This window comes from Microbispora sp. NBRC 16548 (genome assembly GCF_030268985.1).
In the GTDB taxonomy this organism is placed as follows: Bacteria; Actinomycetota; Actinomycetes; order Streptosporangiales; family Streptosporangiaceae; genus Microbispora; species Microbispora catharanthi.
The window spans coordinates 242471-269183 of record NZ_BSSF01000012.1 but is presented as its reverse complement, the minus strand read 5'-3'; the positions used below and the strand labels follow the sequence as shown (position 1 = coordinate 269183).

At 70.7% G+C, this 26713-nt stretch carries 23 protein-coding genes; 11 read left to right on the top strand and 12 right to left on the bottom strand.

Translation table 11 applies throughout. The features are described from left to right. Positions 1 to 122: 122 nt before the first annotated feature. Positions 123 to 2627 (bottom strand): DEAD/DEAH box helicase, encoded by a 2505-nt coding sequence (locus QSK36_RS30760; protein ID WP_183537488.1) that lies wholly within the window; start codon positions 2625 to 2627, stop codon positions 123 to 125. A 138-nt stretch (positions 2628 to 2765) separates the two neighbouring features. Between QSK36_RS30760 and QSK36_RS30755 the strand changes: the two genes are divergently transcribed. Further along, positions 2766 to 3914 (top strand): sensor histidine kinase, encoded by a 1149-nt coding sequence (locus tag QSK36_RS30755; RefSeq protein WP_285784778.1) that lies wholly within the window; start codon positions 2766 to 2768, stop codon positions 3912 to 3914. Between the two features lie 189 nt (positions 3915 to 4103). Here the strand turns inward: QSK36_RS30755 and QSK36_RS30750 are convergent, their stop codons facing one another. From QSK36_RS30750 to QSK36_RS30740, 3 genes are all read right to left on the bottom strand, one after another. Next, positions 4104 to 4802, bottom strand: a complete 699-nt coding sequence (locus QSK36_RS30750) for a rhomboid family intramembrane serine protease (RefSeq protein ID WP_285784777.1) — start codon at positions 4800 to 4802, stop codon at positions 4104 to 4106. A gap of 175 nt (positions 4803 to 4977) precedes the next feature. Next, complete coding sequence (locus QSK36_RS30745) at positions 4978 to 5379, bottom strand: nitroreductase family deazaflavin-dependent oxidoreductase (RefSeq protein ID WP_285784776.1); 402 nt, start codon at positions 5377 to 5379, stop codon at positions 4978 to 4980. Positions 5380 to 5407: 28 nt separating this feature from the next. Further along, positions 5408 to 5968 carry a TetR/AcrR family transcriptional regulator gene (locus QSK36_RS30740; RefSeq protein WP_183536883.1) on the bottom strand — a complete coding sequence of 187 codons (561 nt, stop codon included), beginning with the start codon at positions 5966 to 5968 and terminating at the stop codon, positions 5408 to 5410. 105 nt (positions 5969 to 6073) lie between these two features. Between QSK36_RS30740 and QSK36_RS30735 the strand changes: the two genes are divergently transcribed. Then, positions 6074 to 7672, top strand: coding sequence for an MDR family MFS transporter (locus QSK36_RS30735; protein ID WP_183536885.1), 1599 nt, complete (start codon positions 6074 to 6076; stop codon positions 7670 to 7672). Between the two features lie 68 nt (positions 7673 to 7740). On the opposite strand, the gene gnd is transcribed toward QSK36_RS30735, so the two are convergent. Further along, a complete protein-coding gene (gene gnd, locus QSK36_RS30730) occupies positions 7741 to 9162 on the bottom strand; it encodes an NADP-dependent phosphogluconate dehydrogenase (protein ID WP_285784775.1) in 1422 nt (473 codons plus the stop codon). 94 nt (positions 9163 to 9256) lie between these two features. Further along, positions 9257 to 10504 (bottom strand): TIGR03118 family protein, encoded by a 1248-nt coding sequence (locus QSK36_RS30725; RefSeq protein ID WP_285784774.1) that lies wholly within the window; start codon positions 10502 to 10504, stop codon positions 9257 to 9259. A 290-nt stretch (positions 10505 to 10794) separates the two neighbouring features. On the opposite strand from QSK36_RS30725, the gene QSK36_RS30720 reads away from it, so the two are divergent. Further along, positions 10795 to 11670: a glycoside hydrolase family 32 protein gene (locus tag QSK36_RS30720; protein ID WP_285784773.1), complete on the top strand. Its 876-nt coding sequence runs from the start codon at positions 10795 to 10797 to the stop codon at positions 11668 to 11670. Between the two features lie 111 nt (positions 11671 to 11781). On the opposite strand, the gene QSK36_RS30715 is transcribed toward QSK36_RS30720, so the two are convergent. The 3 genes from QSK36_RS30715 to QSK36_RS30705 form a co-directional block, all read right to left on the bottom strand. Then, positions 11782 to 12828 (bottom strand): sulfotransferase family protein, encoded by a 1047-nt coding sequence (locus QSK36_RS30715; protein WP_285784772.1) that lies wholly within the window; start codon positions 12826 to 12828, stop codon positions 11782 to 11784. A 189-nt stretch (positions 12829 to 13017) separates the two neighbouring features. Beyond that, positions 13018 to 13521: an ATP-binding protein gene (locus tag QSK36_RS30710; RefSeq protein WP_183536890.1), complete on the bottom strand. Its 504-nt coding sequence runs from the start codon at positions 13519 to 13521 to the stop codon at positions 13018 to 13020. Between the two features lie 280 nt (positions 13522 to 13801). Beyond that, complete coding sequence (locus tag QSK36_RS30705) at positions 13802 to 14332, bottom strand: dihydrofolate reductase family protein (protein ID WP_285784771.1); 531 nt, start codon at positions 14330 to 14332, stop codon at positions 13802 to 13804. Between the two features lie 141 nt (positions 14333 to 14473). Here QSK36_RS30705 and QSK36_RS30700 point away from each other — a divergent pair, with 141 nt between their 5' ends. Both QSK36_RS30700 and QSK36_RS30695 read left to right on the top strand, forming a co-directional pair. Then, positions 14474 to 15445: an ArsR/SmtB family transcription factor gene (locus QSK36_RS30700; protein WP_285784770.1), complete on the top strand. Its 972-nt coding sequence runs from the start codon at positions 14474 to 14476 to the stop codon at positions 15443 to 15445. Between the two features lie 55 nt (positions 15446 to 15500). After that, complete coding sequence (locus QSK36_RS30695; RefSeq protein WP_285784769.1) at positions 15501 to 16700, top strand: MFS transporter; 1200 nt, start codon at positions 15501 to 15503, stop codon at positions 16698 to 16700. Positions 16701 to 16784: 84 nt separating this feature from the next. Here QSK36_RS30695 and QSK36_RS30690 read toward each other — a convergent pair whose 3' ends face one another. Then, a complete protein-coding gene (locus tag QSK36_RS30690; RefSeq protein WP_285784768.1) occupies positions 16785 to 18041 on the bottom strand; it encodes a hypothetical protein in 1257 nt (418 codons plus the stop codon). 171 nt (positions 18042 to 18212) lie between these two features. After that, positions 18213 to 19706 carry an LLM class flavin-dependent oxidoreductase gene (locus tag QSK36_RS30685; protein ID WP_183536896.1) on the bottom strand — a complete coding sequence of 498 codons (1494 nt, stop codon included), beginning with the start codon at positions 19704 to 19706 and terminating at the stop codon, positions 18213 to 18215. Between the two features lie 61 nt (positions 19707 to 19767). On the opposite strand from QSK36_RS30685, the gene QSK36_RS30680 reads away from it, so the two are divergent. From QSK36_RS30680 to QSK36_RS30655, 6 genes are all read left to right on the top strand, one after another. After that, entirely contained in the window at positions 19768 to 20445 is a 678-nt protein-coding gene (locus tag QSK36_RS30680; RefSeq protein ID WP_285784767.1) for a nucleotidyltransferase domain-containing protein, read from the top strand. Between the two features lie 53 nt (positions 20446 to 20498). Beyond that, positions 20499 to 20681 (top strand): DNA polymerase beta superfamily protein, encoded by a 183-nt coding sequence (locus tag QSK36_RS30675; RefSeq protein WP_285784766.1) that lies wholly within the window; start codon positions 20499 to 20501, stop codon positions 20679 to 20681. A 28-nt stretch (positions 20682 to 20709) separates the two neighbouring features. Beyond that, positions 20710 to 20916: a hypothetical protein gene (locus QSK36_RS30670; protein ID WP_285784765.1), complete on the top strand. Its 207-nt coding sequence runs from the start codon at positions 20710 to 20712 to the stop codon at positions 20914 to 20916. Between the two features lie 104 nt (positions 20917 to 21020). After that, complete coding sequence (locus tag QSK36_RS30665) at positions 21021 to 21254, top strand: hypothetical protein (protein ID WP_183536898.1); 234 nt, start codon at positions 21021 to 21023, stop codon at positions 21252 to 21254. Positions 21255 to 21444: 190 nt separating this feature from the next. Further along, positions 21445 to 22647: an FxsB family cyclophane-forming radical SAM/SPASM peptide maturase gene (locus QSK36_RS30660; RefSeq protein WP_352241179.1), complete on the top strand. Its 1203-nt coding sequence runs from the start codon at positions 21445 to 21447 to the stop codon at positions 22645 to 22647. A 35-nt stretch (positions 22648 to 22682) separates the two neighbouring features. Then, positions 22683 to 23957, top strand: coding sequence for an HEXXH motif domain-containing protein (locus QSK36_RS30655; protein WP_285784763.1), 1275 nt, complete (start codon positions 22683 to 22685; stop codon positions 23955 to 23957). Positions 23958 to 24014: 57 nt separating this feature from the next. Here QSK36_RS30655 and fxsT read toward each other — a convergent pair whose 3' ends face one another. After that, positions 24015 to 26534 (bottom strand): FxSxx-COOH system tetratricopeptide repeat protein, encoded by a 2520-nt coding sequence (gene fxsT, locus QSK36_RS30650; protein WP_285784762.1) that lies wholly within the window; start codon positions 26532 to 26534, stop codon positions 24015 to 24017. Positions 26535 to 26713: the final 179 nt, after the last annotated feature.

Here is a 26713-nt window from a genome sequence, read left to right as displayed (position 1 = left end):
GTCGATCTTCACGTACAGTGCGGTGGCGAGGGTGTCTAGGTCTTTCGTCACAAATCGATCTTGGACACCCTCGCTTCATGTCCGCAGGCAGTTCGCGAACCTCAGCCCTTGGAATCAATCATCTAGAGGCGGGTGAGGCCGGTGACGTGGAGGACGGCGTGGCCCTCCTCGTCGGAGGCGGCCAGGTCCACCTCGGCGCCGATGCCCCAGTCGTGGTTGCCGGCCGGGTCGTCGATGATCTGACGCACCCGCCACAGCTCCTTCTCCTCCTCGATGAGCAGGAGGGCCGGGCCGCGGGCGGCCGGGCCGGTGAGGATCTCGTCGTGCTCCTCGTAGTAGGCGTCCAGGCCCGCGCCCCAGTCGACGTCCGGGTAGAGCTCGACCAGCTCCTCCTCGCGGTCCAGCGCGGCGAGCTCCACCATCCGGAACATCGCGTTGCGGACCAGCACCCGGAAGGCGCGGGCGTTGGCGGTGACCGGGCGGGTCCGGGTCTCCAGCTGCTCCTGCCCGGCGGCCAGCGCCTCGGCCGGGTTGGCCAGCTTCTCCCACTCGTCGATGAGGCTGGAGTCGACCTGGCGCACCAGTTCGCCCAGCCATTCGATGAGGTCCACGAGGTCGTCGGTCTTCAGGTGCTCGGGCACCGTCTTCGACAGCGTGCGGTACGCGTCGGCCAGGTAGCGCAGCACCGTGCCCTCCGAGCGGGCCAGCTCGTAGAACTGGATGTACTCGGTGAAGGTCATCGCCCTCTCGTACATGTCGCGCACGATCGTCTTGGGGCTCACGACGTGGTCGCCGACCCAGGGGTGCCCGCGCCGGTAGGTCTCGTACGCGCCGAAGAGCAGGTCGGCCAGCGGCATCGGGTGGGTGATCTCCGCGAGGCGCTCCATCCGCTCCTCGTACTCGATGCCGTCGGCCTTCATCTGCGCGACCGCCTCGGCCCTGGCCTTGTTGAGCTGGGCGTGCAGGATCTGCCGGGGGTCGTCCAGCGTCGACTCGACGATGGAGACCAGGTCCAGCGCGTACGTCGGGGACTCGCGGTCGAGCAGCTCGAAGCTCGCCAGCGCGAACGTGGCCAGCGCCTGGTTGAGCGCGAAGTCCTCCTGCAGGTCAACGGTGAGCCGGGCCATCCGGCCGTGCTCGTCGGGCTCGGTGAGCTTCTCCACGATGCCGCCGGCCAGCAGCGAGCGGTAGATCGCGATGGCGTGGCTGATGTGGCGGCGCTGCGCCTTGCGGTCCTCGTGGTTGTCGGTCAGCAGACGCTTCATCGCCTGGAAGCAGTCGCCGGGACGATTGATGATCGACAGCAGCATGGCGTTGCTGACCTTGAAGCGGGAGGTCAGCGGTTCGGGCTCGGCCGTCTGGAGCTTCTCGAACGTGTCCTCGCTCCAGCCGACGAACCCCTCCGGCGGCTTCTTGCGCGCGTAGCCGCGGCGCCGCTTGGGATCGTCGCCGATCTTCGCCAGTGCCCGCTCGTTCTCGATGACGTGGTCGGGGGCCTGGCAGACGACGTAGCCGACCGTGTCGAAGCCCGCCCGGCCGGCCCGCCCGGCGATCTGGTGGAACTCCCGCGCCCGCAGCCGCCGCACCTTCGTGCCGTCGAACTTCGACAGCGCGGTGAACAACACGGTGCGGATCGGGACGTTGACCCCCACGCCGAGCGTGTCGGTGCCGCAGATGACCTTCAGCAGCCCCGCCTGCGCGAGGCGCTCCACCAGGCGGCGGTACTTCGGCAGCATGCCCGCGTGGTGCACGCCGATGCCGTGCCGTACGAGCCGGGACAGGGCCCGGCCGAACCGGGTGGTGAACCGGAAGTTGCCGATCAGGGCGGCGATCTGTTCCTTCTCGGCCTTGGTGCACATGTTGATGCTCATGAGCGCCTGGGCGCGCTCCATCGCCGCGGCCTGCGTGAAGTGCACGACGTAAACCGGGGCCTGCTGGGTGGACAGCAGCTCCTCCAGCGTCTCGTGCAGGGGAGTGGTCCGGTAGGAGTAGATCAGCGGCACCGGGCGCTCGGCGTGCTTGACCACGCTGGTGGGGCGGCCGGTGCGGCGGGTGAGGTCGGTCTGGAAGCGCTCGACGTCGCCGAGCGTGGCCGACATCAGCACGAACTGCGCCTGCGGCAGCTCAAGCAGCGGCACCTGCCAGGCCCAGCCGCGGTCGGGCTCGGCGTAGAAGTGGAACTCGTCCATGATCACGGTGCCGACGTCGGCGTCCGCGCCGTCGCGCAGCGCGATCTGGGCGAGGATCTCGGCGGTGCAGCAGATGACGGGCGCGTCGGCGTTCACGGTGGCGTCGCCGGTCATCATGCCGACGTTCTCGGTGCCGAACAGCGCGCACAGGTCGAAGAACTTCTCCGACACCAGCGCCTTGATCGGCGCGGTGTAGAAGCTGATCTCGTCCCGGGCCAGCGCCGCGAAGTGCGCCCCGGCGGCGATCAGGCTCTTGCCCGAGCCCGTGGGCGTGGCCACGATCACGTTGTTGCCGGAGACGACCTCGATCAGCGCCTCCTCCTGCGCGGGGTAGAGCGTGAGCCCGCGATCGGCGTTCCACGACACGAACGCGTCGAACAGCGCGTCCGGGTCGGCGCCGGATGCTGAGCCGGACGGAAGACGGCGGAGGAGGCTCATGCTTTCGCTCACGCCTCTTATCCTGCCCAAGACGCACGACTGTTTCGACCGGCCCGACGTACGGCAAGGTGTGGCACAGCTACGTCAAAGGGGCGTGGCGCTGCACGAATCCGCAGGTCAAACCCACAAACTAGCGGTATGGGGGAGAAGTGGGCCGGGCTCGCGGCGCGCCGGGAAGCGGCGGCCGACGTGCTGCTCGCCGTCGCCGTCCTCGCCTTCGCGGTGCCGGCGGTGATGTTCGGCCGCTCCTTCCCGGCCCTGCCGTTCCTCGCCGTGCCGTGGTGGGCGCAGATCGCCGCGGTCGGCGCGGCGGCCGCGTCCATGCTGGTCCGGCGCAGTGCGGCCTGGCCGATGATCGTGGCCACCGTCGCCTGCGCCCTGCTCGCGGGCCAGACGATGCCGCTGATGCTGGCGGCGTACTCGATGACGGCGCAGAACACGGTGCGCCGATGGCCGTGGGTGACCGCCGCGCTCGCGGGCGTCTACGCGCTGGCCGACTACGCGAGCCCCTACACCGATCGGCTGCCCGTCGCCGTGACGGTGCGGGCGGTCACGCTGATCTTCCTGCCCGCGCTGGTGGGCACGTGGGTGTGGCGCTACCGCTCGATGATCCGGGAGCTGCGGGCGGGCGTGCGGGCGCGCGAGGAGCGCGCCGCCGCTCAGGAACGCCGCCGCATCGCCGGTGAGCTGCACGACACGGTGACGCACGCGGTCACCGTGATGGTCCTGAACGCCGGCCTCATCCAGGACGCCGACGAGCTCGACGAGATCCGCAAACTGGCCAGGAACATCGAGGACAAGGGCGTGCGGGCGCTGACCGAGCTGCGCGAGCTGCTCACGGCGCTGCGGCGAAGGGACCTGCCGCCCTCGGCGGAGAGCGTCGAGGGGATACCGCGCCTGGTCGAGGAGAGCAGGGCCACCGGCCTGCGCGTCGCCCTGCACTACGACGTGCCGGAGGAGACGCTGTCGAGGCAGGCCGGCCACGCCTGCTACCGCGTCGTCCAGGAGGGCCTCAACAACGTGCGCAAACACGCGCCGGGGGCCGACGTGCAGGTGGTCTGCGAGGCCCACGGCGGCGTGCTGAACGTGTCGGTGGTCAACAGCGGCAAGAGCCGGGCCGTGCCGGTCCGGGTGCCCGCCGACGCGGGGGGCGGCTACGGACTGCCCGGCCTGCGCGAACGCGTCGCCCTGGTGGGCGGGCGGCTCACGTTCGGCCCGACCGCCGAGGGCGGGTTCGCGCTCACCGCCAGCATCCCCTGCCACCCGCCCGAGCATCCCGAGCCCTGATTACGTGCCGTTGCGGACAGACACGCACAGCGGCCCGATCAGCAGACGTTGCTCCGGGTATAGGCGATCAAGTCCTCCGGGGAGACGACACCGCTCTCCGCGATGCCCCCACGGAGAGCAGGTCCCGGCCCGCGATCGAAGCAGGAATCTCCCCGCGGGTGACCTGCGAACCGCGCACAGGCATGGGGCCTACAGGCCGAGGTCCTCGATCTCCTTGAGCAGGGCGGACCGGGAATCGGGCGGAGCGGCACTGCCGGGAGGCGCACTCCCGGCCGTGCCCTTGGCCCGCCGGTCGCGGAACAGGTAGCCGCCGAGGATGCCGCCCGCGAAGCCGAAGACGTGGGCCTGCCAGCCGATGCCCTCGGCCGGCAGCAGCCCGGCGAACTGGTAGGCGAAGCACAGGCCCATGACCAGGCCGATGACGATGTCGATCAGGTGCCGGTCGAAGGCTCCGCGCACGAGCACGTACCCGAAGTAGCCGAACACCAGCCCGCTCGCGCCCGCGCCGACCGTGGAGGAGTCGGCGGTGAACCACGAGCCGAGCCCGCTGGCGACGGCGATCAGCCCGGTCACCCCGAGGAAGCGCCGTACGCCCCGGTAGGCCGCGAGGAACCCGAAGATGAACAGCGGCCCGGAGTTGCCCTCGATGTGCTCCCAGCTCCAGTGAAGGAGCGGCGCGGAGACGATCCCGGGCAGCCGCTCGACGTCCCAGGGCCTGATGCCGTAGCTGTAGCTGAGCGAGTAGCCCGAGGCCCAGTTGGCCACCTGCACGACCCAGATCAGCGCCAGGAAGCCGACCATGACCCACAAGGCCTTCCGGGCCTCGGCGATCATGATTTCGGCGGTGCGGCCGTCGCTCACAGAGCCTCCCCCGTCACTGAGGATCATGCGGGAAAGATACCGCCGACGGCCGCACGAGTCACTGGGTTCGCTGGGGGCGGCGGGCCGCCCAGACGGTCCGGCTGCCGCGGACGCCGCCGACGAAGCGCCGCGTGCGGACGACGGGGCGAGCCGGGGGCCGGCGGGTTCCTGACCGCCCGTGCCCGGCGCGCCCCCCGTGTTCCTACACGCGTTCGATGACGACGACCGGGATCTCCCGATCGGTCTTGGTGGCGTACTCGTCGTACGCGGGCCAGGTCGCGGCCATCGTCCGCCACATGTCCGGTCGTTCCTCGGAGGTCGCCGTACGGGCGCGCGCCTTGAACCTGTCCCCCTTGATCTGGAACTCCACCTCGGGCTCGGCCTGGAGGTTGAGGTACCACAGCGGGTGCTCGTCGGCCCCGCCCTTGGAGGCGACCACCAGGTAGGCGTCGCCGTACGGCTGGTAGATCAGCGGGGTGCTGCGGGGCCGGCCCGACTTACGGCCCTTGGTGGTGAGGATGGCCACCGTGGTGCCCTCCCAGTCGTGGCCTTCCTCGCCGTCGGTCTCGATGTAGCGCTTGACGTGTTCCTGTCCGAAAAGCATGGTCGTTCACCTTCCCATCAGAGGGGGATCAACCGTCCGAGCCCTCGGCCAATTCCAGGGCGACCTGCAGTCCCGCCGCGGCCCGCTCCTCCTCGGTCGCCGACTCGTCGCGGATGAAGAACCAGGCCGCGTGCATCGCGAACAGCGCCATCGAGCGCCTCAGCCTGACCGGCAGCGGGTCCTCCGGCTCACACAGCGTCTGCATCAGCTCGCCCATGCGCTCGCGCATCAGGTCGACCTTGGCATGGCCCTGCAGCGCCGTCTTGTTGCGGTCCATGAACTGCATGACCTCGTGGTGGCGTCCGCTGGTCATCTGGGCGGAATAGCGGCGGATGACCTCCCCGCGGGTCTCCGCGGTGCGGGGGTGCCCGTTCGCCCACGCGATCAGCTCGTCCAGTGCCTTGACGCGGTCTTCGATCAGGCTGGCGACGATGTCCTCCTTGGTGCGGAAGTGGTAGTAGAGTGCCGCTTTGGTCACGCCGAGGGCCTCGGCTATCTCCCGGAGCGACGTCGCCTCGTACCCCTGCTCGGTGAAGAGCCTGATCGCGACCTCCTGGATGCGGCTGCGTGTGTCGGTATGAGCACCCATTCCCTGCTGTCCCCAAATAACTTGACGGCCGGCAAGTAAGGACAATACCGTGCCTCGGGCACTAGCCTGTCGGCAAGTAAGTAAATTCGTTTCAAGGGGGCACCCATGACCACGGAGACCGCGGCCGCGCCCGGCCGGTCCCGGGAAGTGATGATCGTCTTACCCGGTCTCATGCTGGCGATGATGCTGGCGATGCTGGACAACATGATCGTCGGCACGGCGATGCCGAGGATCGTCGGGGAGCTTCAGGGCCTGGACTACTTCACCTGGGTCACCACCGCGTACGTGCTGGGCACCACGGTCTCGACGCCGATCTGGGGCAAGCTCGGCGACCTGTACGGCCGCAAGAACATCTTCCTGAGCTCGATCGCCATCTTCCTGGTCGGCTCCGCGCTGTGCGGCATGGCCGGCTCGTCGCTGTTCGGCGGCACCGGCGACGGCATGATCGAGCTGATCGCCTTCCGCGCGCTGCAGGGCCTCGGCGCCGGCGGGCTCATCGTCGGGGTGATGTCGATCATCGGGGACCTGGTCCCGCCCCGTGAGCGTGGTCAGTACCAGGGCATCATGGCGGCCATCATGTCGCTCGCCATGATCGCGGGGCCTCTCGTCGGCGGTTTCATCACCGACAACCTGAACTGGCGCTGGGCCTTCTACGTGAACCTCCCGCTCGGCGGCGTGGCGCTGATCTGGCTGATCCTCAAGCTGCACCTGCCCAGGCACCGCACCGAGCACCGCATCGACTGGCTCGGCGCGGCCATCCTCACCGTGGCGATCACCGCGATCGTGCTGATCACCTCGTGGGGCGGCCAGAAGCACGGATACCCGTGGGGCTCGTGGCAGATCCTGGGACTGGCCGCTCTGGCGGTCGTCGCGCTGGCCGTGTTCATCCCCATCGAACGGCGGGCGGCCGAGCCGATCCTGCCGCTGCACGTGTTCGCCAACCGCAACTTCACGCTGATCAACGTGCTCGGCTTCCTGCTCGGCTTCGCGATGTTCGGCGCGATCACCTTCCTGCCGATGTTCCAGCAGATCGTGCAGGGCTCCACGGCCACCAACTCCGGGCTGCTCCTGCTCCCGATGATGGCCTCGTCCATGGTCGTGTCGCTGTTCGTCGGCAGGGCGATCACGAAGACCGGGAAGTACAAGAGCTTCCCGGTGATCGGCGGCGTGGTCATGGCCATCGGCGTGTGGCTGCTGTCGACGCAGGACGTCCACACCCCCGCCTGGCGGACCGGCGTCTACATCGCCGTCCTCGGCCTGGGCATGGGCTTCCTGATGCAGACGACCATGCTGATCGCACAGAACAGCGTCGAGCAGAAGGACATCGGCGTGGCCAGCAGCGCCTCCACGTTCTTCCGCTCCATCGGCGGTTCGTTCGGCATCTCGCTGTTCGGCGCCATCTTCAACAACCGGTTGGCCGACGAGATCACCACCAGGTTCGGCGCCAAGGCGGCCACCCTGCTCGGCTCCGGTGGCGGTCAGATCGACCGGAAGGTCCTCGAGCAGCTTCCGCCGCCGGTCAAGACGGGCTTCCTGGAGGCGCTCGCCAGCACGATCGGCACGGTCTTCCTGTGGTCGGTCCTGTTCGCCGCGTTGGTCCCGGTGATCGCCGCCTTCATCAAGCACGTCCCGCTGCGCAGCGGCGCTCCCGGCGCCGCCGACGGCGAGAAGGCGGAGCCGTTGGCGGCCGCCGCCTTCGAGTGACCTGATTCGGAGCCGGTACGGCGCACGCCCCCGCGCGGGCGTGCGCCGTACCGCGTTTTCCGGGCCGGTCAGGCGGGCCGCTCGGCCCGGTCAGCCGACCAGTCGGTGTGGAAGGAGCCCTCCCGGTCGACCCGGCGGTAGGTGTGCGCGCCGAAGAAGTCGCGCAACCCCTGCAGCAGCGCCGCAGGCAGCCGGTCGCGGCGCAGCCCGTCGTAGTAGGCGAGCGCCGAGGAGAAGCCGGGCGTCGGCACCCCGATCGTCGCCGCCGTCGCCACGACCCGCCGCCACGACTCCTGGGCCTCCTCCAGCGCCTGGGCGAACGTCGGGTCCACCAGCAGCGTCGGCAGGTTCGGGTCCGCGTCGTACGCCGCCCGGATCCGGTCGAGGAAGCGCGCCCTGATGATGCAGCCGCCGCGCCAGATCGTGGCCATCGCGCCCAGGTTCAGGTTCCAGCCGTACTCCGCGCTCGCGGCGGCCATCTGGTCGAACCCCTGGGCGTACGCCACGATCTTGGAGGCGTACAGCGCCCGCCGCACGTCCTCGACGAGGCCGGAGTCGCCGGCCATGCCCGAGGGGCCGGTGAGCGAGCGGGCGGCGGCCCGCTGCTCGGGGTGACCCGACAACGCCCGGGCGAACACCGCCTCGGCGATGCCCGTGACCGGGACGCCGAGGTCGAGGGCGCTCTGCACGGTCCAGCGGCCGGTGCCCTTCTGCTCGGCCTGGTCCTGCACGACGTCCACGAACGGCTTGCCCGTGGCGGGGTCGGTGTGGCCGAGCACCTCGGCGGTGATCTCGATGAGGTACGACTCCAGGTCGCCCCGGTTCCACTCGCGGAAGACGTCGGACAGCTCCTGCGGGGTCAGCCCGAGGGCCTGCCGGAGCAGGTCGTACGACTCCGCGATGAGCTGCATGTCGGCGTACTCGATGCCGTTGTGCACCATCTTGACGAAGTGGCCGGCGCCGTCGGGGCCCACGTGCACGCAGCACGGCACCCCGTCGACCTTCGCCGCGATGTCCTCGAGCAGGGGGCCGAGGGTCTTGTACGCCTCGGCGTCGCCGCCGGGCATGATGCTCGGGCCGTTGAGCGCGCCCTCCTCGCCGCCCGAGATGCCGGTGCCGACGAAGTGGATGCCCCGCTCGCGCAGCGCGGCCTCCCGGCGGCGGGTGTCCATGTAGTGGGCGTTGCCGCCGTCGATGATCATGTCGCCCGGCTCCATGACGGCGGCGAGCTCCTCGATCACGGCGTCGGTGGGCGCCCCGGCCTTGACCATGATGATCGCTTTGCGGGGCCGTTCGAGGGAGGCCACGAACTCCTCGATCGTGCCGGCCGGAAGGAACGCGCCCTCGTCGCGGTGCTCCTCCATGAACCGGGTCGTACGGCTCTCCGTGCGGTTGTGCACCGCGACCACGTGACCGTGGTGGGCGAAGTTCCGGGCGAGGTTGCGACCCATGGTCGCCAGGCCCGTCACTCCGATGTCTGCCTTGTCCATGACTACAGTCATACCGTTCCCAGGTAGGGGCGACCGGCCTCGGGTGGGCGTGTCCCGCGGCCGATCGCGGTGAGCTGCACGTATCAATAGCCGATCAGTAGCCGTAGCCGCCGGACGAGTGGGAGTGTGACGGCGCCGGTCTGGCCGAAGTCGTGGCCGTGGACGACGGCGTGGACGTCGGAGTGGGCGAGGCGGTGCCCGCGGCCGTGGCCGGGCGGATCAGGCCGAGCAGGCCGTGCCGCGCGCCTGAGATGCCGGCCGAGAACCACACCGCGTCGGTGCCGCCGTTGCCCGCCGTGCCGGGTTCGAGGTCCCACAGCCCCTCGACGGCGATCGCCCTGCCGTCCGCCCCGCGCAGCGGGCCGAGGTAGCGACCCGTCCTCGGGTTGTACGCGTTGATCCATCCGTCGCCGAAGTTGCCCACCAGCAGCGCACCGGCGTACGCGCCGAACCCGGCGGGGGCGAGCGTCATCGCCCACGGCGCGTTCAGCGGGCCGCGGGAGGCGAGGCGCCGCACGAAGCGGCCGCTCGGGGTGAAGCGGCTGACGAATCCGTTGCCCCGGCCCGCCACCGGCCTGCCGGTCTCGGGGTCCCGCTTGGCGTACGCGACGAGAACCGAGGTTCCGGCGATCTCGACGTTGAAGGGGGAGTAGTGCGCGGGCAGGAACGGGTCGCGGAACTGGCGGAGCGACAACCGCACCCGCCGGAAGTCGTCGTCGAAGACGTGGACGGCGCCGTGGGAGAAGGACGGCGCGAGCAGGAACGTGCCCCGGTCGGTGTTCATCAGCGCCAGGCCCTTGTAGTCGGCGCCGCGGGTGAACGCGGCGATGACCGCGTTGCGCGGATCGGCCTTGGCGCTCCAGGCGGTGATGGCGCCGCTCGGGCTGGAGAAGATGAACGAGGCGGGCGCGGCGCCGGCCTTTCCCTTGATCGTGAAGGCGTCGCCCGTGTACGCCACCTGGCCGGTCGGGGTGCCGCCGGGGATCGTCACGGTGGTGGGGGCCTTCCTGGCCGTCCCCGCGCCTCCGGTGTAGACGGTCGCCGTGCCGGTCCCCGCGTCGGACACCCAGAGGGCGGCGCCCATCGCGAGCCCCCAGGCGTTGACCAGTTCGGGATCGGTGAGGGCCGCCCTGCCCGCCACGTCGGAGACCAGGTCGACCTCGGCGAACCGGGCGGGCGTGTGCGCCGTGTTCGCGGACCGGTTCGCGGCCGGGTGCACCTGGGGGCCGGAGCCCTGCCCGGAGCGGGAGGCGTAGGGGGACGAAGCGGGATGGGCCGGTGCCGCTCCGACCAGCGCCAGCGCGAGCGGCGCGGCGCAGAGCGTGACGATACGTGCCCGCATGGGGCCTCCTGAGAGTGGTCAGAACTGTGTCGGCATGCCCTTACGCCCGGAGATACGCCGCCGCCCCGTTCCGGGTTCACCCGACTTTCGCGCAGGTAGGGGGCGCGGGCAGGAGCAGGTCTGCCCTATCCTGACAAAACCCGCAAAGCAAGCGGGTTTTGTATAGACATGGTCGTCCGATGGCGAGGACACTTGGCCTCCCGCCGGGCCGCTGGTAATTCACTACAGCCAAGAGGGGCCGGTGCTGAGCCGGCCCCGCCCACCGTCGTCGCTCACTACGGAGAAGAGACGTGTTCGCACCGAAGCCGGAACGGTCAGTCGTCGCGGTTCCTCCGCCCGGAGACGGGCCCGGATTCTGGGCGGGCGCGCCCAGCGCCGTGAGCAGGGACGGATGGATCTACCTGGCCTACCGGCTGCGCCGGCCGCTCGGTGATGGGCGCGGGTACGCCGTGGAGATCGCCCGCTCCGCCGACGGCGAGCGGTTCGAGAAGATCCTCACGATCACCAAGGAGGAGATGAAGACCGAGTCGCTGGAGCGCCCGACGCTCGTGGTGACGCCGGAGGGCAGGTGGCGCCTGTACCTGAGCTGCGCCACGTACGGCACCAAGCACTGGCGGGTCGAGATGATCGAGGCCGCCGGGCCGGCGGAGTTCGACCCCGCCGACGCGCGGGTGGTGCTGCCCGGCGACCTCAAGACCGGCGTCAAGGACCCCGTGATCCTCCATCACGGCGGAGTGTGGCACCTGTGGGCGTCCTGCCACCCCCTGGAGGACCCCGACGAGGCCGACCAGATGGTGACCGACTACGCCACCAGCACCGACGGCGTCGAGTGGACCTGGCAGGGGACCGCGCTCGACCGGCGGCCGGGCGAGTGGGACTCGCGTGGCGTGCGGGTGAGCGCGGTCACGTTCAGCGGCGAGACCGTCATCGCGTACTACGACGGCCGCGCGTCGGCGGAGGAGAACTACGAGGAGCGCACCGGCGTGGCCATCGGCCCCGACCCGTCCACGCTCACCGCCACCGGAACCGCCCCCGTCGCCCAGTCGGAGCACGCCGGGGGAGGACTGCGCTACCTGTCGATCGTGCCCGTGGCGGGGGGCCACCGCCTGTACTACGAGCTGACCCGCGCCGACGGGGGCCACGAGTTGCGCACCGAGCTGCGCTGACCGCCCCGGGAGCGATTCCGGCGCCAGGAGTGGACATCGCCGTGAACATCCGCGGTGGCAGAGCGGGAGCCGGGTGGCACAGGCGGCGGCGGGCGGGGCCCGAGTGGGAGGTCACGCCCCGATGGGATCGCCTCCCGGAGGGCCGTCCATGCCCGGCGGCCGGGCGGCCGGGTCGGAGGCGCTTCTGGCGCGGCCGTTGCGGGCCTGCCGCTGGCCGGACGGCCGGGCTCCGACCAGGCCGCCCGACCGCTCCCGGGGGCGCAGCCAGTCGCCGAAGTCCTCGCCGAAGGAGTCGCTGCCGAGCAGGTCGCGCAGCAGCGCGATGTCGGCGGCGAAGTAGGCGAGCAGCTCCTGGCGCTGTGCCCAGGTGAGCGGCCGCCGGGGCTGCCCGTCGCGCTGTAGCACCCGTTCCAGCGGTGCGGTGAGCCGCTGGCCCAGCACCGGATCGCCGAGCCGGGCGAGCCGGGCCAGGATCCGGTGCCCGCGGCTGTGCCGTGGATGGGCCGTGACGTTCTCCCTGGGCACCTCGCCGACCAGCCCCTGCTCCACCCCGAGGAACGCGCAGATGCGATCGAGCGTGGCGGCGGGGCGGTCCACGAGGTCCCGGTAGCGGAAGACCAGCACCTGCTCGCGGGGGAACAAGGCGAACAGGTGCGCGAGCTGCTCGCCGTACCGGCCGAGGCCGACGTAGTGCCAGAACGGCGACCAGCCCTCGGCGATCCGCCGCTTCTCGGCCGCGCACGCCTCGATGACGTCGCCGATCGGCTCCAGGCCGGCCGACCACAGGTGGGTCCAGTTGGAGTGCGCGCGCTCCACGGGGTCGCGCAGCGAGACGATGAGCTTCGCGTCCGGGATCGCCTCCCGGATCCGCCGCTGGGCCGCGCGGTCGTACAGGTAGAAGGGGGTGGACTCGCCGCGCAGCGCCCCGGGCGCCGCGTCCGCGAACAGCGCCTCGTAGTCGGCGCGCCGCCACACGTGCTCGCGGTAGGTCTCCGCGTCCCCCGGCCCGCCCTTCGCCGGAGGCGGGCCGTCGGTGAGGAAGAACTTCGGCTCCTTGACGGGAGACATGAACAGCCGCGGATGGCGGGCCAGCGCAGCGTGCAGGGCAGTGGTGCCGGCCTTCGGCGCCCCGATGACCAGGAAGTCGGGCAGGGCCATGGGAGTCCTCCTACTTTCCCGATTTATTAAGTTGGTTTTGCCCCTTCCTTGCCTTCAGAATCACCCGACGTCGGTGTAGTACCACCGAAACAGGCACCGATGCCGTATCGCGGCCCGTATCTGGGCGCCACGGCTCCCCGCCCGGCGTCCGGAGGGCCGCCCCCGGCCGGGAGGCCCGGGAGGATCGGGTCAGCCGGAGGTCGCGCCGGCCGAGCCGCGCGCCGCGACCGCCGGCCCCACCCATGCGGCCGGTCGGCGACGGGCGAGCGCGGCGGCCCGCCGGTCGCCATCGGACCAGAACTCGAACCACACCGCGTTGCGGCCGGCCTCGCGGACCAGCCCCCACCGGTCGGCCAGCAGGTCCAGCAGCGGCAGGCCGCGACCGCCCTGGCTCGACCCGTTGGGGAGCGGATGACCGGCGCACGGCGGCCCGGCGGAGCCGTCGTCCTCCACGCAGACCCGCACGCGGTCGGGCAGGCACGAGACGGTGACGGTGAAGGTGCCGCCGTCCCCGGAACGGGAGTGGACGACCGCGTTCGTCGCGATCTCGCTGGTCAGCAGTACGCAGTCGTCATGCCGGGGATGGCCGCGCCCGAGCGCGGCCGACACGAGCCTGCGCGCCCGCCCCACCTGGTCCCGCCCACCCGCGAGCCGGGCCACGCGGTTTCCCGCGCCGTCCCCCGAGATCTCCATGAGCTCCTCCCAACGCGTGACGGTGTGGCCGCCGCAGGAGAGGACGTCCGCCCCCGCGCCCGCGATGTCACGGGAAAGTAGGAGTGTCCTTGCCCCGCTATGCCGGGAAAGCGACCCCGCCACCCTCGTCCTCCGGGCGGCGACCAGAAGCCGGCCGCGCTGGAACCATGGGAAGGCCCGGCACAGGGGGCAGACGACCCGGTCGGGAACGGTGTCGCCCCCACAGCGTGTGCACGGCAATGACGGCGTTCCGGGGTCATGGTGGTCCGTGGACGATGTCTCAGCGGCTGTAGTCCAGGAACAACGTGCCGTTCTTGCCCCGTCCGACCTCGAGCAGCTTCCACGACTGGACGTCGTCGCCCTCGAACACCCGCCTGCCGCGGCCGACCACCGACGGCGCGACGACCAGCCGTAGTTCGTCGACGAGCCCGGCCCGCAGCAGTGAGCGGGCCAGTTCGATGCTGCCGTGGATGCCGATGTCGCCGCCGGATCCCTGCTTCAGGTCGGTCACGTAGTCGTGCGCGGGGGTGGTGACCAGGGTGGAGTTCGCCCATTCCTGGGTGGGCGCGCTGGAGGTGACCACGTGCTTGCGGGTGCCGTTGACGAAGTCGGCGAACGGCTGGAAGTCCGACTTGGGCCAGTGCCCGGCCCAGTAGTCGTAGGTCCCGCGTCCCAGCAGGACGTCGTCCTGGGTGGCGATGACCCGGCTGAGGTAGGCGACCAGCTGGGGGCCGTCGTCGGCGAGCCAGTCGCCGTCTTCGTAGGCGACGCCGTCGAGCGACATCAGGTGGTAGAGCACGACCTTGCGCATGGTGTTCTCCTAGTGGTCGGTCGAGTGGCGCATCGAGAGCTCCTACGGTCGGGCACGTCGTTGCGGGCTCCATGGTGTGGCCTGATCGCAGGCCCCTGCGATACATTCGGCCGCAGCCGAATCCAAGGAGTCCCTGGCGGCATGCTCACCGTGGCGTTCTCCGCCTACGACCTGACCTCGATCAGGTTCGCGTACTCCCCGCTCAGGGAGGTCTCCACCGGCATCCACGCGCTGCGCACCCCCGCCGGGCGCGTCCTGCATCTGCCGTGGTTCAAGCAGGTCCGCCCCCAACTCGGCGATGATCTGGCCCCCCTGCTCGACCTCGTCCCCGGCGGCCCGTACATCCCCGACTTCCTGTGCCCCGTCCCCACCAGCCCGACCCCGGACCTGGCCGGCGAACTGGCGGTCCTGCGCGCCACCCCCCACGAGGTCATCCGCACGGACCTCGGCCGCATGGCCGACGAGACTCCCGGCTCGCTGACCGGCTGTGCCGTGGAGCTGTACCGGGATCCGGCCCCAGGCCTCGACCGGCTGGTGCGCGCCATCGAGGCCTACTGGCGGCTCGCCATGGCACCGCACTGGGCGCGCATGCGCAACCTGCTCGAAGGCGACCTGCTCTACCGCGCCCGGCAGTTCGCCGAACGCGGCCCTGCCGGGGTGTTCGCGGACATGCACCCGGCCATCCGCTGGGAAGATCGCACTCTCTACCTGGGGGAGCGTCCGGAGGAGCTGTCCCGCACGCTGAACGGCGAGGGCCTGCTGCTGGCCCCGTCCGTCTTCGTCTGGCCCAAACTGCTCTACCGCACCGACTCCCCCGGCCAGGCGGCCATCACCTATCCGGTGCGTGCCATCGCCACCCTGTGGGAACGCGGCGCCGCGCCCGCCCCCGACGCGCTGGCCGCCGTCATCGGCCGGTCCCGCGCACTGCTGCTCGGTGAGCTCGACGCCCCCGCCTCCACCACCGACCTGTCCCGCCGCACCGGCCTGGCCCCCGCGAGCGTCTCAGAACAGCTCACCCTGCTGCTGTCGGCCGGTCTGGTGACCAAGCACCGCGTCGGCCGGGCCGTCCTCTACGTCCGCACACCCCGCGCCAACGCCCTGCTGGGCGATTGATTCGGCGCAGGCCGAATGTCTCGCCGGGCGGCCCGCGTCACCACACCATGCCCTCATGACGATCACGGCTCCCGCCCGCCCCACCGTGTTCCAGGGGCTGCCCAAGGTGTTCTGGCTGCTGTTCTCCGGTCAGTTGGTCAACAGGTTCGGCGGGGTCGTGCTGCCGTTCCTGGTGTCGTACCTGACCGGCCGAGGCTACGCGGCCGCCCAGATCGCCGCCGTCGTCTCCGCCTACGGGCTGGGTGGTCTGGGCGGGCAGCCACTGGGCGGCTACCTGGCCGACCGCTTCGGCCGCCGCGCCACCCTGATCGGCGGCCTGGTCGCCACCGCGACCTGCGTGATCCTCATCGCGGCGGCCGGCGACCTGCCCTGGCTGATGACCGCCGCCCTGACCATGGGACTGGCCGGCGACGTCTACCGGCCCGCCGCCTCGGCGCTGGTCGCCGAGACCACTCCGCCGCACCTGCGGCCGAAGGCGTTCGGGCTCATGCACTGGGCGGTCAACGTGGGCACCGCCGCCGCGGGCGCCATCGCCGGACTCCTGCTCGCCCACGGCTTCTGGCTCCTGGTCATTCTGGACGTGACCACCAGCCTCGCCTTCGCCGTGATCGTGGCCGTCGGTGTCCCCCGCGGCCACGACACCGCGAGCGCCCATCCCGCCCGCCACGGCTACGCGATCGCGGCACGTGATCGGGTGCTGACGGCAGCGCTCGTCTTCCTGCTGATCGGCCTGATCCTTTACGCCCAGGCCGCCTACGCGCTGCCCCTGGCGCTGGCCGCCGACGGGCTCCCGGCCACCCTGTACGGGCTGCTCGTCACCGTCAACGGCGCCATCGTGGTGATCTTCCAGCCGCTGCTCGTCTCATGGCTGTCGCATCTGCCCAGGCTGCCGGTCCTCGGCCTGTCCATGACCGTGGTGGCTCTCGGCCTGGCCCTGACCGGCGTGGCCAGCCAGCCCTGGCACTACGTGGCCACGGTGGTGCTGTGGTCGATGGGCGAGATCGGCATGGCGGGCTTCGAGGCGGCGCTGATCGCCGACCTCACACCTGAGGGAGCCCACGGCACCTACCAAGCCCTGTACGGCTGGACCACCGCCATCGCCCGCTTCGCCGGCCCGGCCGTCGGCGCCGTACTGTTCCAGGCTGGGATGTTGTGGTGGGCCTGCGCCGCGACAGGCATCCTGTGCGCGGTGTTCGCCTTCACCCTGATGCCGGCCGTCGCGCGTCGTGAACAGGCCATGGCGTCGCCGACGTGAAATCCCGGCTCGTACAGGGCGGCGGGACCGGTCCGTCCGGTCCCGCCGCCCCGTTCCCGTCGGTGAAGCCGGGCGGGCTCCCCGTCAGGAGCCGTGCGCGGCCGCTCCCGATGCGGAGCCGTTCACGACGAGCACACGCTCGCGCTCGGGCACCTCGATGGCCGGGAACGTGCCGGTGTCGACGATCCCGTGCTCCCGGTACGCCGCCTCGATCAGCGCGTACGCCTGGGGTTCGAGCTTCCACAGCGCTCGCCACTCCTTCGCCGCGAGGAGCGGGATGCCCACCTCCTGGGCGATGTCGGTGGCGCGGGGGACGTACTTGCGCGCGATCTGCTGGTCCCAGTACTGCCGGGCGGCCCGGAACTGGGCCGCGCGCAGGGCGGTGTCGACGACGGGCGGCGCCGGCTCGGCCGGGACGTCCTCCTCCTCGTCGTCGATCAGCTCGGCGATGGCCGCGGCGGGCAGCGCCGGGGGAGCGGGCTGCACGGGCTCGGGCGCCCAGGGGACCGGCGGAGCGAGGTCGATCAGCGCGGAGGTGTTGTAGAGCGCGCCGATCTGGGACAGCAGGGCCTCCTGCCGCTTCTCGTCCACGGCCAAGCCGGTGTACTCCACCGCCTGGTCCATCGCCTTGTCGAGCCTCGCCATCGCGGCGCGCAGCTTGCGGTCGGACGCCCCGGCCTCGCGCAGCGCGCGGAACCGCTTGGCGGCCAGCGCCACCCTGGTCAGCCTGCGGTGGGCGTCCACCTCGCTCGCCGTACGGTCGCTCGCCTCGGCCAGGCCGATCCGGACCAGCACGCGCTCGGGGGTGAGCCGCCAGTTGATGCGGCCCCGGCCGGTGATGCGGACCCGCTCGATGGCCATGCCGCGCTCCCACAGCCAGGCGGCCACGAGCGGCGCGGCGAGACGGAAGACGGCCTCGGCGACGCTGCGGGCGTCCATGCTCGACAGGACGGCCGACAGGGACGTCAGCACCCACACGGCCAGGCCGTCGATGCCGGCCGAGTAGTTCTCCCGCATGTTGCGGCGCGCGCGTACGGCGCTGGTGATGACGGCGACCTCGATGAAGGCGAACAGAAGGAGCCGCAGCGGCCCGTCGAACCCGAGGACGTCGCCGGAGAAGCGCCACATGCCCTGGGCGGAGACGCCGGTGGCGATGCTGGCGGCGACGATGGTCAGAATGTCCTCGGTGGGCCGGCCGGCCGCCCAGCGGCGGAACAGGCGGATCAGGGCGCGCAGGGCGAAGAAGGCCAGGACCAGCAAGACCAGGGCGATGACGCTGATGAGGATCGTTTCGACCGTATGGGCCGACGCGAAGGCGGTTATTTGGTCAATGGGGGGCATCAGTCACGGTCTCTCGACGTCCGATGGTTTTCCTCGAGATCATCCCAGAACCGCGTCGTCCTTTGGTGCCAAACACGTCTCTCCGTGAACACTCCGTCGCCGGGGGTTCGGAGCCGTTCTCAGTTGTCCCGGGGTTCTCAGTTGTCTCGAGTTCTCAGATGTCCTGGGTTCTCAAATGTCAAGGTTGAGGCGGGCGATGGGCTCCACGAGCTCCTCCTCCTCGTAGCGCAGGTGCGACAGCAGCACGTCCGACAGCAGGTCCACCTGGTCGCGCACGCCCTCGAGCCGGTCCGGGTCCTGAATCATCGCGACGAGGGCGGCGTCCAGCTCCGTCAGCACACCGGCGATGACCTCGTGCTCCTGCTCCAGGCGGGCCACGACCGGTGCCAGCGACTCCTGCGCCGCCGCCAGCATCGGGAACATGTGCTCGTCCTCGATCGTGTGGTGGGTGGTCAGCAGGCGGCAGTACGACGCGCAGAACGTGCCGAGCGTCCAGTAGTTCTGCCGCAGGGTGAGCTCGTTGATCATCGAGCGGAGCGCGGCGGCGTCGGAGCGTCCCGCGGCGACCTGCTCCAGGGCGTCCCTGATCTGGGTCAGCTCCCGGCGCAGGTGGTCGTGGATGAGCACGAGCCGCCGGCCGTTCGCCTGCTGCCGCGGCGGGAGCGCGGCGATGTCCCGCTTGGCCAGCCGCGGCCGGGTGGCCTCGTCGAGCACCGCCCTCGCCGGTGTCGCCTTCGCCAGCTCGATCGGGCCGTCGGCGTCCTCCCGCGGGCCCCGGGCGCGCTCCCGCGACACCGCCTCGCGTACGGCGGGGGCGACCTCTTCGGCGAAGACCTTGAGGTCCCTGTCGTCGTCCACGGCCAGCACGAACACGCTCGTGCCGTGGCGGAGCGCGAGTTCGGTGAGCTGCTCGGCCCACAGGGCCGGCGGCCCGTCCAGGAACCCCTTCCCGGCGACGCCGGAGAACCGGCCCTCGATGTTGTAGACGCGGCGGATCCCGGCGGGCTCGCGCCCGGCCCGTTCGGCGGCGGCGTCCAGGATCGCGCTCATCGCGCCCAGCTCGCCGGGCGCGGCATACCCGGAGGAGGGCACCCACCCGTCGCCGAGCCGCCCGGTCAGCTCCAGCATGCGCCGCTTGTACGCGCCGAGCCACAGCCCGATCGGATGCGGGGGGAACGGCCCCGGCCGCGCGCCCTCCAGCCGGTAGTGCCTGCCGTCGAGCCGTACGCCCTCGTCGCCCGGGGTCCACAGCGCGCGGAGGACCGCGATGGCCTCCTCCAGCGCGTCCACGGCCTCGCCGGGGCTGTGGCGCGGGCCGCCCATGGCCGCGATGCCGTCCCAGAACGCCCCGGAGCCGAGCCCCAGCTCGACCCGGCCCCCGCTCAGGATGTCGAGGGACGCGGCGGCCCTGGCGAGCACCGCCGGCGGCCGCAGCGGCAGGTTCACCACGTCGGGGAACAGCCGCACCCGCTCGGTGCGCCCCGCGAGCGTGGACAGCAGCGTCCAGGTGTCGAGGAACGCCGGCAGGTAGGGGTGGTCCTGGATGCCGATGATGTCGAGCCCGATCTCGTCGGCCAGCACGGCCTGCCGGACGATCCGGTGATGCCCCGCCGCGTCGGGCGTGAGAAACGCCCCGAACCACAGCTCATGTCCGAAGTCGGCCATTAAATCGCTACCTTTCCGCGTCCCGGACCGGGAGCCTACCTTCGTGGCAAGATCCGGCGACATGACCCCGACGGCCCCCGGCGGCACCGTCCTGTCGGTCGTCATCGGCTCGCGCGCGTACGGGCTGGAGACCGAGCAGTCGGACGTCGACAGGCGGGGCGTGTTCGTGACGCCCACTCCGTTGTTCTGGCGGCTCGACAAGCCGCCGGACCACCTGGAGGGGCCGCTGCCCGAGCAGTTCTCGTGGGAGGTCGAGAGGTTCTGCGTGCTCGCGCTCGAGGGCAATCCGGCCGCGCTGGAGTGCCTGTGGTCGCCACTGGTGGAGCTGGTCACCCCGGTGGGCGAGCGGCTGCTGGCGCTGCGCCGCGCGTTCCTGTCGGGGAAGGCGGAGCGGGCGTTCGCGGGATCGGCCGCCCGGCAGTTCCGCCGTCTCGGGCCGGAGGACCCGCCCCGGCCGGGCGGCGACGTCAGGCGCTGGAAGACGGCCATGCACATGATCCGGCTGCTGCTGTGCGCCGCCCACCTGGCCGGGCACGGGGAGCCGCTGATCGAGGCGGGCGCCCACCGCGACCGGCTGCTCGCCGTACGGCGGGGGGAGACGCCCTGGCCCGAGGTGCTGGAGTGGCGTGGGCGGCTGCTCGCCGAGCTGGACGAGCGGCCCGGGAGCGCGCTGCCCGGACGACCGGACCGGGCGGCCGTCGAGGAGTTCCTGATCGACGTGCGGAGGTCGGCTCTTTGACCATGATCGAAGGAGGGGCGCCGTGACCGCCGTCCTGGCTGCCCGAGGTGGCCGTGGGAGAGCGGCACCCGCTCGCGTTCGCCACCGTGAGCGGCGCGCATCTGTACGGGTTCCCCTCGGTGGACTCGGACGTGGACCTGCGGGGCGTGCACGTGCTGCCGGCCGAGGAGGTCGTCGGGCTGCGCACGCCTCCCCGCTGCACGAGTAGATGCGCGCCCTCGCGCGGGGCTGCCTGACGGCGGGCCGCCGTACCTGACCGGCCTGGTGGAGGCCAAGCGGGCGGCCGAGCACGGCGGGCTGCCGGACGGCGCGCCCGGCGGGGAACGGCTCGAGGCCGACCTCGACGCGCTCACCGCCCGCCTGGAGGACGCCCGGGACGCCTCCGCGCTGCCGGACGCCCCGTCGGCCCACGACGCCCTGCACGACCTCGTCGTACGGACCCGCCTCGCCGGACGCCCATCGGGGGAGTGAACGGCGAAAAAGGACGGGGACACGCGAACAACGCGGGGTGCCGCACCGCGCACGGGGGCCATCGCGGATAATGGGCCAAGCCGCCATCATCCCAGGAGAACGCTTTGACCACTAAGTTCGGCAAAGACAACCTCGACCTGGCCGCGAGCGCGGAGGCACTGGCCGACAGCGCGCCAACCGGATCGCTGCGTCACGCCGCCGCCAAGTCTGTCGCGATCACCTTCGCCACGACCCGTGACGCCGCTCAGGCCCGCAGCACCCTAGACGGCATTTCACCCGCAGACGTTCGTCAGGCGGCGCTGGAGCTCTTCGACGAGCTCTCCGCCCGCGCCGACTGACCCACAGGCCCACCAGCGGCCGCCCGACCAGACCATGGCGGGCGGCCGTACGGCCGCGCCCGGGGACCGCCGCCTCGTCCCGGTAATGCGGCCACAACAACAAAAAGATGTTTTATTCGGCGGTCGGGCGTAAACTATTAGAAGCGAAATCGAGCACTTCATGGCGTGACGACCCGACGCGTGCGAACAGGTGGCAGTGGACCTCGCGGCATCCCCCACGGGCGCGGAATGGCCAGCAACTCTCGACGTTGCCGGACTTCATGATGAGGGCTGGCGCCCCACCCCCTTCCAGATCTTCGTGTTGAAGATCCAGAGCAGGTGCGATCTCGCCTGCAGATACTGCTACATGTATGAACTCAACGATTCCCGCTGGAGGGGTCAGCCCATCGGCATGACGGAGGCGGTGGCCAAACTCACGGCGGACCGGATTGGCGAGCACGCCCGGGCGCACGGGCTTTCCTCGGTTGAGATCGTGCTGCACGGAGGAGAACCGCTGCTGGCCCGGCCGGAAAGAATAAGGGCGCTGGTCGAAATCCTGCGGAAGGGCGTGGGCCGCCGGACGCACATCAGCGTTCAGACGAACGGGCTGCGACTCACCGACGAGTACCTTGCCGTATTCGATGAGCTGAACGTCCGGATCGGGGTGAGCCTGGACGGCGACGCCACCGCCACCGATCGTCATCGGCTGTTCAGAGATGGGCGGTCGAGCCACGATCGGGTCGTCGACTCGTTACGGCGGCTCACGGCCGCCCACAGCCGTCTGTTCGCCGGCCTGCTCTGCACGATCGACCTCAGGAACGACCCGCTCGCCACATACGAGGCGCTGCTGGAGTTCGAGCCGCCGAGCGTCGACTTCCTGCTGCCGCACGGCACCTGGTCCGATCCGCCGCCGGGGCGGCCGCCCGACGCGTCCACGCCCTACGCCGACTGGCTGATCGAGATCTTCGACCACTGGTATCGGCGGCCGCGCACCTCGATCCGGCTGTTCGCCGAAATCATGCACCTGCTCCTGGGCGGCGCGTCCACCATCGAAAGCATCGGGCTTTCGCCCGTCGGAGTCCTCGTCATCGAGACGGACGGCTCCATCGAACAGTCCGACTATCTCAAGGTTGCGTATGACGGCGCCACCGTCACCGGTCTGCACGTCCGCACCGACCCCCTCGACCGGGCGCTCTCCCTTCCAGGGTTCGCCGCCCGCCAGATCGGACGGTCGGCCCTGTCATCCGAGTGCCTCGCCTGCCCTGTCGTGGACGTGTGCGGCGCGGGCCTGTACGCGCACCGCTACCGCGCGGGCGCCGGCTTCAAGAACCCGTCCGTCTACTGCGCCGACCTCCGTGCCCTGATCGAGCACATCCGGCGGACGATGGAACGCGACCTGGAGAGGTGGAGATGAGCCTTCCCTGTCACGAACTGTCAGAGGACGCCCTGATGCACCTCGCTACGGGGAGTTCCACGCCGGAGATCCTGCGCGAGCTCGTCGCGGCGCAGCGCAGCAAGCAGGCGCTCCTCCTATGGGGCGTGGCGCGCCTCACCCGCGGCGCCGATCACCCGGATGCCGTGATCACGGCCCAGGCGTACGACCTGCTGACGTTCTTCCAGCGCCGTCACCCCGTCGTCGCCGCCGAAGTGATCTCCAATCCGGCCGTCTCGGCCTGGGCGCTGGCCACCGTACGGGACCTGCGCGCCGGCGCGCCGGGCACCCGTCCCGGGCAACTGGCCGCCGTGGCCGCCGCGATAGCCGTACGAACCGGATGGCCCTGCAGAATACGGGTCCCGACGACGGAGGGCCGGATTCTCCTCCCGGCGGTGGGCTCCACCGCCTCGGCGGTGACCGACCAGATCGGCGTGGTCACAGTCGAGCACGGCCGGGCCTCGGTGGAGGTGGGCGAGGAGCGGATCCGGATACCCGCCGACGCGTCCCGTGACGCTCCCGGCTGGCTCGGCATGCGGACCCTCGGGCTGGGGGACCCCGAGACGGGGGTCTCCCTTCTCCTGGACGACCTGCACCCGGCGCGGATGCCCGGCGAGGACCTGGAGGAACGGCTGCCCGACGACGCCGTGACCGAATGGCGCCGTTCGCTGGAGGACGCGTGGAGGCTGCTGGCCGAGCACCATCCGGCGCAGGCCGAGGAGGTCCGGGCGCTGATAAGTACGATCACCCCGTTGACGCCCGTGCCCGTCGGGCTGCGCAGCGCGAGCTCCCGGGAGACGTTCGGCTGTGTCGCGCTGTCACTCACCCCGGACCGTCTCATGACCGCGCTGACGCTCATTCACGAGATCCAGCACGTCAAGCTGTGCGCGGTCCTCGACGTCATCCGGCTCGTCGGCCCCGATCGCGGCACCCGCTACTACGCGCCCTGGCGCGAGGACCCGCGGCCGGTCGAGGGACTGCTCCAGGGCAGCTACGCGTTCCTCGGGGTCACCCGCTTCTGGCGCCGTCAGCGCTTCCTCCAGGCCGGGGAGGCGGCCGAGGCGGCGCATTTCGAGTTCGCCCGCTGGCGGGAGGCCGCCGAGCTGGTCGCGACGACACTCCTGGACAGCGGAGACCTGAACCCCGAAGGCCGGGTCTTCGTCTCCGTGATGCTCAAGACCCTGGAGTCGTGGTCGGCTGACCATGTTCCCGCACCGGTGGCCGCAGCCGTACGCCGCACGTCCGAGGAACACCGGCGGAGCTGGCTGGCCCGCAATCCCGGCTTCGCCTGAGCAGCCAGCCGGGAGAAGAGCAGGTCATGCCCCGAGATCTGTTACAGGAAGATCCGCTTAGAAGCGCGGAGGGTCGAAGTCGAAGCTCAGCCGGTCGCCCGCCCGCGCCATGACCGTGTCCGGATGCCGGGTGCCCAGCGTCCTGGCGTAGCGGGCAAGGGTGGCTGCAAGCAGGCCGTCCGCCTCCTCGGTCTTTCCGATCGTCCTCAGGCTGCCGGCCAGGTTGGCGGCCGAGCCAAGCGTTATCGGGTGCTCGGTGCCCAGCAGGTCCTGCATCTGCGTGTACGTCTGACGGTCGAGGTCGAGGGCCGCCTCGTGCTCGCCGAGTTGGTGCAGGTCGTTGGCGAGGTTCACGGCGACCGTCAACGAGTAGTGGTGCTTTCGGCCCAGGACCTTGTCGAACCCGCCGAGCACGTCCTCATCGAGGGCTCTGGCCCCCGCCGGATCGCCTTTGAGGCGCCGTAGGAGGGCGAGGTTGCCACGTGCGCCCAGGGTGAATGGATGGTTGGTCCCGTAGATCTGCAGCAGCCTCTCCTCGATCTCTTCGGCGAGATCCAGGGCTTCGTCGACGTGGCCGGCCGTACGGAGCGCGTTGGCCAGGGAGATGGCAGCCGATACCGACTGCGGGTGAGCGAGCGTCAGGATCGACTCGTAACGGTTGTAGGTGTCGCGGGCGAGCTTCAGCGCGTCCTCGATGCGGCCCAGCCGCCGCATTGCGATCGCGAGGTCGACCGCGACGGCCAGGGTGCGCAGGTGGTCCACGCCCACTTCGCTCCTGCCGTAGTCCAGGCCGTCGACGCCCAGGTCGTGCGCCGCCTGGTACTCCCCGCTCAGCCGTACGGCCTGGCACAGCCCGCCCCAGGAGATGAGCAGGTCCAGCTTCGTGCCGATGCCCGGTCTGCTGCACGCCTCGTTCACTCTGGTCTGCAGTTCGACGGCCCTGGCGTAGTCGCTCACCAGTGCGTAACTGAGGGCCAGGTTGTTCATCGTGCGGAGGGTCCTGGGATCGGTGTCGCCGTACTTCTTCGCGTGCCGTCGCCGTGAGTCCTCGTCGTGTACGACGGCCTCCCTGAACATGCCCTTGGCGCGGAGGTCGGCCCCGAACGAGTTGGTGAGGAACAGCACGAGGTCGTGGTCGTCGCCGAGTACTCGCCGCGCCCGGGCCAGCGTTCCCTCGACCAGGGTGAAGGATTCGTCGTAGCGCCCGTCCTGCCGGAGGCTGTTGCCAAGGTGGTGCTCGGCGGCAAGCACGTGGTAGTCGTCCGGGCCGGAAAGGCGGCTCCAGTTTTCCCGGAACCTGGCCGCGAAGGTCCGGGCCGACTCGGTGTCACCGACCAGATAGAGGTAGCGGACGACGTTGAGAGCGAGGTCGCGGAGCCGGGCGTCCGTGGTCGTGGCGGCGCCGACGGCGTCGAGATGAGGAACGAACCTGTCGAAGACGTCCCAGTTGGTCTCGTCCTCGGGCTGGAGCCGTCTCGCGGCGGCCAGTAGCAGTTGGGCCTCGCGCTCGTACTCCTCCTTCCGGTCGGAATCGACGTCTGCCCGGAGCAACTGTTGCACCAGCCGGTGGATCTGAATCGCGCGGTCGTCGATCCGCCCGAGCGCGAAGTTGTTGATCGCCCGGAGGGCCCGGGTGCGGAGGATCGGATTCCCGAGGATGGGGCTGAGCAGCGGGCCCACCCCGGCGCCGCCCCAGCGGAAGAGATCGATGGGAATCGGCTCCGGCCCGAAGAACGCGGTGCACCTGAGCAGTTGCAGGGCCTCGGGAAGCTGGTCGTCGAGGGCGTCGATCGACAGCCGCCATGCCGCGGTCATCGACCGGGGATACTCCATCGGCTGGCTCTCGTCCATCACCTCAAGGGGCTGCCTGCGCAGCAGCTCCAGGTACTCCTCGGTGGACATGCCCGTCTCGACCTGCAGCGCCCCGGCCTGCTCCAGGGCCAGCGGGAGATCGCCGAGCTCGTGGGCGAGCCGCCTCGCCTCCTCCTGGGTCATTCCCCCGGCGCGCCTGCCGAGGAACTCGACGCTCTCCTCGCGATCGAAGACGTCGATCACCAGGGTGCTGGCGATGCCCTCCCATCGGGGATTGCGCGAGGTGATCAGGACGTGCCCCTGCTCCGGCCGCCCCGCCGGGATCATCTCCATGATGTCCTCGGCCTTGTTGACGTTGTCGAAGATCAGCAGCCAGCGCTTGTAAGGCTCGCCCCTGCGCAGGGCGTCAAGCACGGAACGGCATGCCTCGTCGATGCCGACGACCTTGGCGGCGGGCAGGCCGAGCTTCTCCGCCAACGCTCCCAGCGCACCAGGGATGAGCAGTGGAATCTCGGAGGAAATCCACCAGACGACGTCGTAGTCGCCCTTGAATCGGTGCGCGTACTCGATAACGAGCTGCGTCTTCCCGACGCCTCCCATGCCGCGCAGGGTATGCGGGAGGATCGCAGTCGGACTCTCGGACATCTGCGCGCGCAACTTACTAAGCGTCGCCTCGCGACCGGTGAAGTTTCCGTTGCGAAGAGGAATGCGGCTTCCCCAGATGCGGGGCTCCGGTCCATAATTCTGCAGCGCCGGCACCAGCATCCTCCTGTCCTGAAGAAGAACTATTGCCACTCATTATGCAACGCTTGATGCACGGTCTCACTGATCCGAATTTTCGGCCCTCGCGGATCCCTTGAAAAGGACGGCCATATCGGGGTACGTGCAAGGGATGCCCGTCTCGACACCTCTGCGAAAGATGCCTATAGTTTTTGAGCAGGGTC